This is a genomic window from Citrobacter sp. Cpo045 (assembly GCF_030332875.1).
Taxonomy (GTDB): Bacteria; Pseudomonadota; Gammaproteobacteria; order Enterobacterales; family Enterobacteriaceae; genus Citrobacter; species Citrobacter portucalensis.
In genome coordinates this window covers 1-11,413 of record NZ_JAOWGZ010000055.1, presented here as the reverse complement: position 1 = coordinate 11,413, position 11,413 = coordinate 1, and the positions used below count along the sequence as shown (strand labels likewise).

The window sequence follows — 11,413 nt, the reverse complement described above, 5'->3', positions numbered from 1 at the left end:
AAAAATCGGCCCAGATCCGCGAAATTTTAATCAGCGAGTCAGCTTGGGAAGAAATGACCTGCTTATTCGCACCTTCCCTAACTAAGGCGACGGCATAAGGAAACCGCAGACAGAACTGAGTGTGGTCCTGAAAATGGCCCTGAATGACAAACCGGTGTTTTGGGATCACCCTGCACACCTTGGTTCAGGGGAGGGGGCATCATTCCTAAATATTGTTTCTGAATGGAGAATTGCAGATCAGAACAAATGCGCTCATGTACCTTGTTTGTTGACGGTGTTTCCTACATGCAGCATTCCGCCGATCATATCGCGAAATGTCATTGCGAAATCAGCATCCCGTGAATTTTCATCTGCTTCAATATCGGACAAGATGCCATAGGTCAGAGATAACAGTAACCTGGCCGCCTTTCTGTTATTGATATTATTGCCGATCTCCCCTTTGGCCTGCGCATCGTTGAAACGTGCAACGAGGAAATCTGTGATGGTTTGGTATTTGCTTTTGAGCATGTCCGCGACCTGAGGATTTCGCATCCCCTCCGCCATTATTTCCATAACTAACGCGCGTTGAGCGCAATCTTCATGTGTGACGTCAATCATAGAGTCCACCAGATAATCTACCAGGCCAACGCCTTCGAGTGGATGACGAAAGCGGGTTAAGGCTCTTTCCTGATCTTCAAGGATTATGGCCTGAATCAAGGCCTCTTTTGACACGAAGTGGTGATACAAGGTTCCAGGACTCATGTCGCTGGCCTTGCAGATGGTTTTCATTGACGTGTTATGAAAACCATTTTCTGCAAAGCACTCTCTTGCGGCATTCAGGATCCTGGTACGCGTTGACATTCCGGATAATTTTTTACCCATTGAGGTTGCTCGATTCTTCTTCGAAAACAACAGTGTAACCGGTGAGTAGATTGACGCCTACCGGCAAATTAACTTTTTTTGGTCAACCAATAATTTATGTTGCGTAGCCTTTCCGAAGTGAGAAACATATGCAAGGAAAAACTAGAATGAACGTTTGGTTGGGTATTTTTCAATCTATGTCAATTGATGGTTTTATGTATGTGTGATTGGTGTCGCATAAGCTACATTGCAAATTTTAATTTTATGACATTCTCTTCAGTTCTTTGTGGTGTGGATTCTCCGCAGTGATTCATCCGTGATAACAATGCGGTCTATGAACTGGTTAACTTGTACATTTTTTGGTTGACCAATCACCACAAAGAAAAGGAGAGTTGTGATGTTACGTCCTGTTGAAACTTCAACCCGAGAAATCAAGAAACTAGATGGTCTGTGGTCATTCTGTCTGGATACTGCTGATTGCGGCATGGCACAGCAATGGTGGAAGCGCCCGCTTTCTCAAAGTCGTGCGATTGCAGTACCTGGTAGCTTTAACGATCAGTTCGCCGATGCTGATATTCGCAATTACGTTGGGAACGTCTGGTATCAGCGGCAGGTATTTATTCCGAATGGGTGGGGTAACCAACGTATTGTTCTACGGTTTGACGCGGTCACGCATTATGGAAAGGTCTGGGTTAACGATAACTTTTTGATGGAACATCAGGGTGGGTATACCCCTTTTGAGGCTGATATTAGCCATCTTGTTTCACCGGGTGAAAATGTCCAGGTCACAGTCTGTGTGAATAACGAACTCAGCTGGCAGACGATTCCTCCGGGAATAGTGACATGTGATGATAATGGTAAGAAGCAACAATCCTATTTCCATGATTTCTTTAACTATGCCGGCATTCATCGCAGTGTCATGCTCTATACCACTCCACGCTCTTTCGTTGAAGATATCACTGTGGTGACCCATGTCAGTGACAATGGTGAAGAGGCCACCATTTGTTGGCAAGTTACGGGCAAGGGAAATATTGCTGTTGAATTACGTGATTCGGAACAGCAACTTGTCGCTTCAGGGCAAGGGGCTGAGGGCCAGTTACGATTGACTTCCCCATGCCTGTGGCAGCCTGGTGAAGGATATCTATATAATTTTAATGTGGTTTTGTCTGATTCGGCAGAGCGTGATGAATACCCGCTGCGCGTGGGGATCCGTTCAGTTGAAGTGAAGGGAGAACAGTTTCTGATTAACAACAAACCTTTTTATTTCACTGGGTTTGGGCGTCATGAAGATGCCGACTTACGAGGGAAAGGATTTGATAACGTCCTGATGGTCCACGACCATGCGCTAATGGAATGGATTGGTGCGAACTCATATCGAACATCACATTATCCCTATGCTGAGGAGATGCTCGACTGGGCGGATGAACAGGGCATTGTCATAATCGATGAGACAGCTGCAGTCGGCTTTAACCTGTCTCTGGGCATTGGCTTTGATGCGTGCGAAAAACCGACGTCATTGTACGGCGATGACGCAATTAATGATCGGACCCAACTGGCGCACCTTCAGGCTATTCGGGAACTCATCGCACGCGATAAAAACCATCCAAGCGTTGTCATGTGGAGTATTGCCAATGAACCGGATACACGTCCTGAAGGGGCCAGGGAATACTTTGAGCCTCTGGCGATTTCGACACGCGAGCTCGATCCGACCCGACCTATTACCTGTGTCAATGTGATGTTCTGTGATGCTGAAAGCGATACGATCACCGATCTTTTCGATGTGGTTTGCCTTAACCGCTACTACGGATGGTATTTACAAAGCGGCGATCTTGAGAAAGCTGAACGTGTGCTGGAAAAAGAGCTGCTGGCATGGCAGGACAAACTTCACCGCCCCATCATTATTACCGAATATGGTGTTGATACCATGGCCGGACTGCATTCGATGTACACCGATATGTGGAGCGAAGAGTTTCAGTGCGCGTGGCTCGATATGTACCATCGTGTTTTCGATCGGGTTAGCGCCGTGGTGGGTGAGCAGGTCTGGAATTTCGCTGATTTTTCTACTTCACAAGGAATTATGCGTGTTGGTGGCAACCGCAAAGGGATTTTTACCCGCGATAGAAAACCGAAATCCGCTGCTTTCCTGCTGAAAAAACGCTGGACTACCATGGCATTTGGCGAGAAACCTCAGCAGGGAGAGTCATTATGAGCCAGCAGCTCTCCTGGCGCGCCATCATCGGCTATAGCCTGGGTGATGTCGCTAATAATTTTGCCTTCGCTATGGGTGCATTATTTCTTCTGAGCTACTACACCGACGTCGCAGGCGTCGGTGCCGCAGCCGCAGGAACGATGCTGCTGCTGGTGCGCGTTTTTGACGCCTTTGCTGATGTCTCGGCGGGGCGTATTGTTGACAGCGTTAATACGCGTTGGGGAAAATTCCGTCCTTTCCTGCTTTTCGGCTCAGCACCTTTAATGGCTTTCAGCGTTTTGGTGTTTTGTGTCCCCGCAGAGTGGAGTCACAGTAGCAAAGTTATTTACGCGTATATTACTTATATGGGACTGGGGATTTGCTATAGCCTTGTGAATATCCCTTATGGCTCACTTGCAACGGCCATGACCCAACAGCCGCAATCACGTGCCCGGCTTGGTGCTGCGCGCAGCATCGCGGCCTCACTCACCTTTGTTTGCCTGGCGTTTCTCATTGGGCCACGGATTAGTGGTGCCAGTCCGACTGAGATGCAGGATGTTTATCTCTTCTGGACTATTATCCTGGCAGTTGCAGGTACTGTGTTGTATTTCGTCTGTTTTAAATCGACCAAAGAAAATGTCGTGCGTATCGTGGCGCAGCCTTCGATGAAGATAAGTTTACAGACGGTAAAGCAAAATCGACCCTTGATTATGCTGTGTGCTGGGGCACTGTGTTTACTTATCTCGACCTTTGCGGTCAGTGCATCTTCATTATTTTATGTTCGTTATGTTTTAAATGATGCTGGACTTTTCTCGGTGATGGTATTGGTTCAGATGTTGATAGGAACTGTTGCCTCGGCTCCTATGGTTCCGCGATTGGTCACTCGAGTTGGGAAAAAGAACACCTTCCTGATTGGCTCGTTGCTTGGAACTAGCGGTTATTTATTGTTTTTTTATATGTCGGCTCATTCCGTTCCTGTTGCGCTCACCGCACTGGCCATCGCTTCTGTTGGTCAGGGAATATCGATGACGGTGATGTGGGCACTCGAGGCGGATACTGTTGAGTATGGCGAGTATCTGACAGGTGTGCGGATTGAGGGGTTAACCTACTCACTGTTTTCCTTTACTCGCAAGTGTGGTCAGGCCATCGGTGGTTCAATCCCGGCATTTATTCTGGGACTCAGCGGATATATTGCTAATCAGGCACAAACGCCAGAAGTCATTATGGGTATCCGGATTTCGATTGCGCTGGTACCTTGTGGCTTCTTATTATTAGCATTTATTATTATGTGGTTTTATCCGCTAACAGATCAGAAATTCAAAGAAATTATTTTAGAGATTGATACTCGTAAAAAAACGCAACAAAAACTGATCGACGACTTTAAAAAATAAGGCCCTGTAGTTTTATTATAAAACAATTACAAACCCAAAGGTTAAACGATGAATAAAATAACACGTTTAACGGCTATTGCTATAGCCGTGGCCTCGGTGTGTACCTCTGTGTTAGCGGAACAAATCTCTGACGATGAAGCAGCATTAAGATTTAGATTAAAAAATGAGTTGCGCAGGGCTGACAAACCCAGCGCCGGAACTGGGAAGAATATATATGCCTGGGTGCAGGGAGGGCTTGTTGATTTTAATAGTGGTTATTACTCTCAATTTATAGGGGTAGAGGGTGGTGCCTATTACGTTTATAAACTTGGTGCCCGAGATAATATGAGTACGCGCTGGTACTTAGATGACCATGAAAGTTTTGGCTATGCACTTGGCGCTCTAAAAATAAAAGCTGGTGACAATGTTAGATTGAAAATAGGGCGTTTTGGAACGGATTATAGTTACGGGAGTTTACCGTGGCGAATCCCCCTTATCGGTGGCAGTTCACAGCGTACGTTACCTACAGTTTCCGAAGGCGCTTTAGGTTATTTCGCTCCGACAGAGAATTTTGAGCTTTGGGCAATGTGGCGCACAAGAGTATTTCAATGGACCGACTCGGCAACCGGTATTCGTGATGAAGGTGTATATAACAGTAAGACCGGAAAATACGATAAACATCGAACTCGCTCATTTTTAACCGCCAGCTGGCATGATGATCGTAGCCGTTATTCACTGGGGGGCTCAGTACAGAGAGATGTCTCTCACCAGCTGCAGAGCATTATTGAACAAACAATTCCGTTGTCGTCGGGATATGCCCTGAAGGGCGAGCTATTGGGTTTCTATGCCGGACTTGATGGGTTGAGCCGCTCGTCCAGCCAGCCGAATGAGACTGCATTGGTCAGCGGTCAGTTGACCTGGAGTGCGCCGTGGGGAAGTCTTTTCGCTAGCGGTGGATATCTCCGCCATTCGATGAATGGTGCGGTGGTTGATACAGATATTGGCTATCCCTTCTCACTCAGCCTCGATCGCAACCGCGAAGGGATGCAGTCCTGGCAGATGGGGGCCAACTATCGACTGACACCGCAGCTGACTTTAACACTGGCACCAGTTGTCACCCGTGGCTACGAATCCAGTCAGCGAGATGTACAAATTGAAGGTATGGGGCTGCTCAGTGCGGTTAACTATCGGGTTGCCGAGGGGCCACTCAGCGGGATGAATATATTCCTTGCCGCCGATAAGGGCCGTGAAAAGCGCGACGGCAGTTCGCTAGGTGACAGGCTTAATTACTGGGATGTGAAGATGAGCATCCAGTATGACTTTATGCTGCGGTGATGCTAACGGGAGGGGGCATTTTCACTACGACATCGGATGGCTTCAGAATAGCTGGGGTGTTGTGACTTTCGGTAGTTGCTTAACTTGTTCATCAGCACCTGCCTGAGTATGGCCTTGAGACTCCAGACGAAGCATGTGCGATGAAGAACGGATTGGCATTTATTAAAAAATTAATTGGTCGACCAATAGGTTGGCTTGTTTGGCGGGTTGTTTGACTGTATGACTCGTCCCCCCTAAACATGGCTATAGCCTGTTTGAGCTGTATAAAACAGCGATCTCATCGTAAGAGAGGAGTTGAAATATGAAACAAACCTGGCGTTGGTATGGCCCTAATGACCCGGTAACGCTTGCCGATGTACGTCAGGCTGGCGCAAGTGGCGTGGTAACCGCATTACACCATATCCCGAATGGGCTGGTTTGGTCTGTTGAAGAGATTCTGGAGCGTAAAACTATTGTCGAAGAGGCGGGGCTCGAGTGGTCTGTGGTCGAGAGCGTGCCGATTCATGAGGATATCAAAACCCACAGTGGTCAATACGATCTGTGGATAAACAATTATCAACAGACGCTGCGTAACCTGGCACAATGCGGGATCTACACCGTTTGCTACAACTTCATGCCTGTACTGGACTGGACTCGCACTGATCTTGAATATGTTTTGCCGGATGGTTCAAAAGCGTTGCGTTTTGACCAGATAGAGTTCGCAGTGTTTGAATTACACCTTTTACAACGCCAGGGGGCAGAAACTGATTACACAGCAGAAGAGATAGAGCTGGCCAATCAGCGCTTCGCTGCCATGAGTGAAGAAGATAAAGCACGCCTGACTCGCAATATAATTGCTGGTCTTCCGGGAGCAGAAGAGGGCTATACGCTAGATCAGTTCCGCGCCCATCTGGCGACTTATCAAAATATTGATAAAGCAAAATTGCGTGACAACTTTGCGTATTTCCTCAAAGCCATCGTTCCGGTTGCCGAAGCGACCGGCGTTCGTATGGCGGTACACCCTGATGACCCGCCGCGCCCGATCCTGGGTCTACCGCGTATAGTCTCCACCATTGAAGATATGCAGTGGATGGTGGAGACCGTCAACAGCATGGCGAATGGTTTCACCATGTGTACCGGCTCTTACGGCGTCCGTGCGGATAACGATTTGGTCGGTATGATTCAACTGTTCGGCCCACGTATTTACTTCACGCATTTACGCTCAACATTGCGTGAAGATAACCCAAAAACGTTCCATGAAGCGGCGCATCTGTATGGTGATGTGGACATGTATGCCGTGGTGAAGGCCATCGTCGAGGAAGAGTATCGCCGTAAAGCCGAAGGCTACGAGGATCTGATCCCTATGCGTCCTGACCATGGGCATCAGATGCTGGACGATTTGAAAAAGAAAACAAATCCGGGCTACTCGGCAATTGGCCGTCTGAAAGGGTTGGCTGAAGTACGAGGAGTCGAACTGGCGATTCAGCGCGCCTTCTTCAGTCATTAAGTTTCCGCCGGTGGCGTCACCGGCCATTCAGCGTTTATATCCACTGCAGTAGACACATACTCACCCACATTTCGTGGGTGAAGTCATCGCACGACAGGAGTTTGCCATGGAACAAAATATCGTTAGCGGCTCGCTTTCCGCTACCCGTCCGCAATGGGACGGTTCGCGTCTGGTTTCCCGTATCGTCCACCTGGGATGCGGGGCGTTTCACCGTGCACATCAGGCGTTGTTTACTCACCATTTGCTGGAGTGTAGCGACAGCGACTGGGGGATCTGTGAAGTTAACCTGATGCCGGGGAACGATGCACGGTTGATTGAAAACCTTAGAGCACAAAATCTGCTTTATACCGTCGCAGAACGTGGAGCGGAAATAACAGAACTTAAGATCATTGGCTCAATGAAAGAAGCTCTGCACCCTGAATTTGATGGATGTGACGGGATTCTGAAAGCCATGGCGCGTCCCGAGACGGCGATTGTTTCTCTGACAGTGACGGAAAAGGGCTACTGCACGGAGGCAGCCAGCGGCAAGTTGGATCTGAACAACCCTCTGATTAAACATGACCTTACATCACCACAACAACCTAAGTCGGCTATTGGATACATCGTTGAGGCTTTAGACATGCGTCGTCTGCAGGGGATAAGGCCATTTACCGTTCTGTCATGTGATAACGTTCGAGAGAATGGTCTCGTTGCCAGAGCGGCGGTTATAGGACTGGCAAAGGCACGTTCGACGGAGCTGGCGACGTGGATTGCGCAAAACGTAACATTCCCTTGTACCATGGTTGACCGTATTGTTCCGGCAGTAACGGAAGAGACACTGCAACTGATTGCCGATCAGCTTGGTGTGTTCGATCCCTGTGGTATAGCCTGCGAGCCTTTCCGTCAGTGGGTGATAGAAGATAACTTTGTCAATGGCAGACCGGAGTGGGACAACGTCGGGGCACAGTTTGTCGAAGACGTCGTACCATTTGAAATGATGAAACTACGGATGCTGAACGGTAGTCACTCTTTTCTGGCGTATCTTGGCTATCTGGCCGGCTATGAAACAATCGCCGATACCATGGCTAATCCAGAATATCGTCAGGCGGTACGGAAGTTGATGCTGAATGAACAAGCTCCCACGTTGTCGATGCCTGAGGGCACTGATTTATCGGGTTACGCTGATTTACTGCTCTCCCGTTTTACCAACCCTTCACTCAGGCACCGTACCTCGCAGATTGCAATGGATGGCAGTCAGAAATTACCGCAACGCCTGCTTGATCCAATTCGTATCCATTTGGCAAAGGGAACCGATCATCGTCATCTGGTTCTTGGCGTTGCTGGATGGATGCGCTACGTTCGTGGTCTTGACGATAAAGGACAAAAGATAGATATCGTCGATCCACTTTTTGCCCGCTATCAGGCTATCCATCAGCAGTATCATAGCGCGCAAGAACGTGTACGTGCGCTACTGGCAATTGAGTCAATTTTTGGTCGCGATCTGCCAGAAAATAGCTCGTTCGTAAATGCGGTCATGGAGACGTACGTCCGGCTGGAACAGCGCGGAGCACGCGCGGTGCTTGAATCGCTACAGTGATTAATAAAGGAGAAAAACCATGGCCGCATTTATGACGGAAGACTTTTTACTCAAAAATGAGATTGCCCGCATGCTCTACCACAGGTATGCGGCAGTAATGCCCATTTACGACTTCCATTGCCACCTGAGCCCGAAAGAGATTGCGCAGGATCGCCGTTTTGAAAATCTTGGGCAAATCTGGCTTGAAGGGGACCATTATAAGTGGCGAGCTCTACGTACTGCGGGGGTAGAGGAGAGGCTCATTACCGGGAAAGAAACCAGTGATTACGAAAAATATCTTGCCTGGGCGGACACGGTGCCAAAAACACTAGGTAACCCACTGTACCACTGGACGCACCTCGAGTTACGTCGTCCCTTCGGCATCACGAATACGCTGCTGGATCCGCAAAGCGCTGATGCTATTTGGGAACACTGCAACGCGAAGCTGGCTACCCCAGAGTTTTCGGCCCGCGGGATCATGCGACAGATGAATGTAAGAATGGTCGGCACTACCGACGATCCCATTGACGATTTGCGGTATCACCGGCAAATCGCCGAGGATGCAAGCGTTGATATCGATGTTGCACCGAGCTGGCGTCCTGACCGGGTCTTTAAAATCGAGCTGGAGGGTTTTGTTGATTATTTGCATAAGCTGGAAGCTGCAGCGGATATTAGCATTACCCGCTTCGATGATCTGCGCTGTGCGCTGCGCCGTCGTCTCGATCATTTTGTTGCACATGGGTGCCGCGTGTCGGATCACGGTATTGAAACGGTGCGTTTTGCCCAGATACCGAACGACGCGCAGCTCGACGCTATTCTTGCTAAACGTCTCGCGGGCAATGAACTCAGCGAGCTGGAGATTGCGCAATTTTCTACGGCGGTTTTGGTCTGGTTGGGTCGCCAGTATGCTGCACGGGGATGGGTGATGCAGCTGCACATTGGGGCTATTCGTAACAACAATACGCGAATGTTCCGTTTACTTGGGCCGGACAGCGGTTTTGACTCAATTGGCGATAATAATATCAGTCAGCCGCTTGCCCGGTTGCTCGATAGCATGGATATGACCAACGAGCTGCCGAAAACGATTCTTTACTGCCTCAATCCACGTGATAACGAAGTGCTGGCGACGATGATTGGCAACTTCCAGGGGCCGGGTATTTCCGGGAAGGTACAGTTTGGTTCTGGTTGGTGGTTCAATGATCAGAAAGATGGTATGTTGCGCCAGCTGGAACAGTTATCACAGATGGGGTTGTTAAGTCAGTTTGTCGGCATGTTGACCGACTCTCGTAGTTTTCTGTCCTATACCCGGCATGAATATTTCCGACGTTTATTGTGTAACCTGATTGGCCGATGGGCTGAAGAGGGTGAAATCCCTGATGATGAAGTAATGTTGAGTCGTATGGTGCAGGACATTTGTTTCAATAATGCTCAGCGCTATTTTACGGTGGATCAGGCATTATTTGTCAGCTAATAATGCGAGGCACCGCAGGCAGTGATTGGTCAGCCAATTTTTTCTTTCGGTGCATTTTGCTATGTTATAAATCAAGTTAACATATTGTATTTGTTCATAATTTAATTGGTGTCATTGTTTGGTTTGTGTGGCTATAGCTGACTGACAACTTATGCTATAGTCTGAGTAATCCCCGATATTACGGGGTTATTTTGGTAAAAGTGAAGCCACAGCCACCATGAAACAAGCTCTATTTCAGCAGCGTCCCTACCAGGAGGTGGGTTCCATGCTGCGCCTGATGATCATTGAGAAAAAATATGCCGTAGGTGGGAGATTACCGCCAGAACGCGAAATAGCAGACATGCTTGAAGTCAGCCGTACGGTCGTTCGTGAAGCGTTGATCATGCTGGAAATCGAAGGCATCGTTGAAGTTCGTCGGGGCGCTGGTATTTTTGTGGTACGCATTCCTGATGGGAAAGAGGGGGTCGTCAGAGATGAAGAGAGCAGCGACGAGAATACACCGAACCAGTGTAATGATGCCGGTCCTTTTGAACTTCTCCAGGCCCGACAACTGCTGGAAAGTAACATAGCCGAATTCGCCGCCTTACAGGCGACCCGTGAAGATATCATAAAAATGCGCCGCGCTTTGCAGTTGCAGGAGGAGGGGGCAGTTTCTGACGATCACGAGGTCGGTGATATGCAATTTCATCTGGCAATTGCTGAAGCGACTCATAATAGCATGTTGGTTGAGCTGTTTAAGCAGTCCTGGCAGTGGCGTGTTAATAATCCCATGTGGATTCAGCTCCATCTTCATTTACGTGATACACAGTACCGTAAGGAATGGTTGGTCGATCACAAACAGATCCTTGCTGCTTTAATCAAAAAAGATGCACGGGCCGCGAAATTAGCCATGTGGCAGCATCTTGAGAATGTGAAAAACCGCCTGCTGGAACTCTCAGATTTTGATGATCTTAATTTCGACGGTTACCTCTTCGAATCCTGGCCATTACGTGATGCTAACGCTTGAACAGAATCCAACCGCAATAAGTAACGGCTTTATCTCGAAAATTCTGGATAAATGGGCGTATGGACACTTACTGGTTCCTGTCACGGCACTGTTGCAAATAGTCGGTGGTGATAAACTTATCATCCCCTTTTGCTGATGGAGCTGCACATGAACCCATTCAAA

8 protein-coding genes are annotated in these 11,413 nt (G+C 48.4%); 7 read left to right on the top strand and 1 reads right to left on the bottom strand.

The features are described 5' to 3' along the window. Positions 1 to 252 precede the first annotated feature (252 nt). The gene (locus OGY13_RS01025; RefSeq protein WP_022652299.1) at positions 253 to 861 is read right to left on the bottom strand and encodes a TetR/AcrR family transcriptional regulator; all 609 of its coding nucleotides are present in this window, start codon (positions 859 to 861) and stop codon (positions 253 to 255) included. Between the two features lie 376 nt (positions 862 to 1,237). On the opposite strand from OGY13_RS01025, the gene uidA reads away from it, so the two are divergent. The 7 genes from uidA to uxuR all read left to right on the top strand — a co-directional run bounded on the left by uidA (position 1,238) and on the right by uxuR (position 11,251). Continuing rightward, complete coding sequence (gene uidA, locus OGY13_RS01020) at positions 1,238 to 3,049, top strand: beta-glucuronidase (protein WP_022652298.1); 1,812 nt, start codon at positions 1,238 to 1,240, stop codon at positions 3,047 to 3,049. Beyond that, positions 3,046 to 4,419, top strand: a complete 1,374-nt coding sequence (gene uidB, locus OGY13_RS01015) for a glucuronide transporter (protein ID WP_022652297.1) — start codon at positions 3,046 to 3,048, stop codon at positions 4,417 to 4,419. Before uidA ends, uidB begins: the two co-directional genes overlap by 4 nt. Positions 4,420 to 4,467: 48 nt before the next feature. Further along, positions 4,468 to 5,733, top strand: coding sequence for a glucuronide uptake porin UidC (gene uidC, locus OGY13_RS01010; protein ID WP_022652296.1), 1,266 nt, complete (start codon positions 4,468 to 4,470; stop codon positions 5,731 to 5,733). A gap of 301 nt (positions 5,734 to 6,034) precedes the next feature. Beyond that, on the top strand, positions 6,035 to 7,219 hold the full coding sequence (gene uxuA / locus OGY13_RS01005) for a mannonate dehydratase (protein WP_022652295.1): 1,185 nt from the start codon (positions 6,035 to 6,037) through the stop codon (positions 7,217 to 7,219). 106 nt (positions 7,220 to 7,325) lie between these two features. Further along, complete coding sequence (locus tag OGY13_RS01000; protein ID WP_022652294.1) at positions 7,326 to 8,795, top strand: fructuronate reductase; 1,470 nt, start codon at positions 7,326 to 7,328, stop codon at positions 8,793 to 8,795. Positions 8,796 to 8,814: 19 nt separating this feature from the next. Next, entirely contained in the window at positions 8,815 to 10,245 is a 1,431-nt protein-coding gene (uxaC, locus tag OGY13_RS00995; RefSeq protein WP_022652293.1) for a glucuronate isomerase, read from the top strand. A gap of 217 nt (positions 10,246 to 10,462) precedes the next feature. Then, positions 10,463 to 11,251, top strand: coding sequence for a Uxu operon transcriptional regulator (gene uxuR / locus OGY13_RS00990; RefSeq protein WP_032430963.1), 789 nt, complete (start codon positions 10,463 to 10,465; stop codon positions 11,249 to 11,251). Positions 11,252 to 11,413: the final 162 nt, after the last annotated feature.

Bases quoted from the DNA above. Each gene is read 5' to 3' on its own strand.
- uidB (WP_022652297.1), top strand. From the start codon at position 3,046: ATGAGCCAGCAGCTCTCCTGGCGCGCCATCATCGGCTATAGCCTGGGT.
- uxuA (WP_022652295.1), top strand. From the start codon at position 6,035: ATGAAACAAACCTGGCGTTGGTATGGCCCTAATGACCCGGTAACGCTT.
- uxaC (WP_022652293.1), top strand. From the start codon at position 8,815: ATGGCCGCATTTATGACGGAAGACTTTTTACTCAAAAATGAGATTGCC.
- uidA (WP_022652298.1), top strand. From the start codon at position 1,238: ATGTTACGTCCTGTTGAAACTTCAACCCGAGAAATCAAGAAACTAGAT.
- OGY13_RS01025 (WP_022652299.1), bottom strand. From the start codon at position 861: ATGGGTAAAAAATTATCCGGAATGTCAACGCGTACCAGGATCCTGAAT.
- uxuR (WP_032430963.1), top strand. From the start codon at position 10,463: ATGAAACAAGCTCTATTTCAGCAGCGTCCCTACCAGGAGGTGGGTTCC.
- OGY13_RS01000 (WP_022652294.1), top strand. From the start codon at position 7,326: ATGGAACAAAATATCGTTAGCGGCTCGCTTTCCGCTACCCGTCCGCAA.
- uidC (WP_022652296.1), top strand. From the start codon at position 4,468: ATGAATAAAATAACACGTTTAACGGCTATTGCTATAGCCGTGGCCTCG.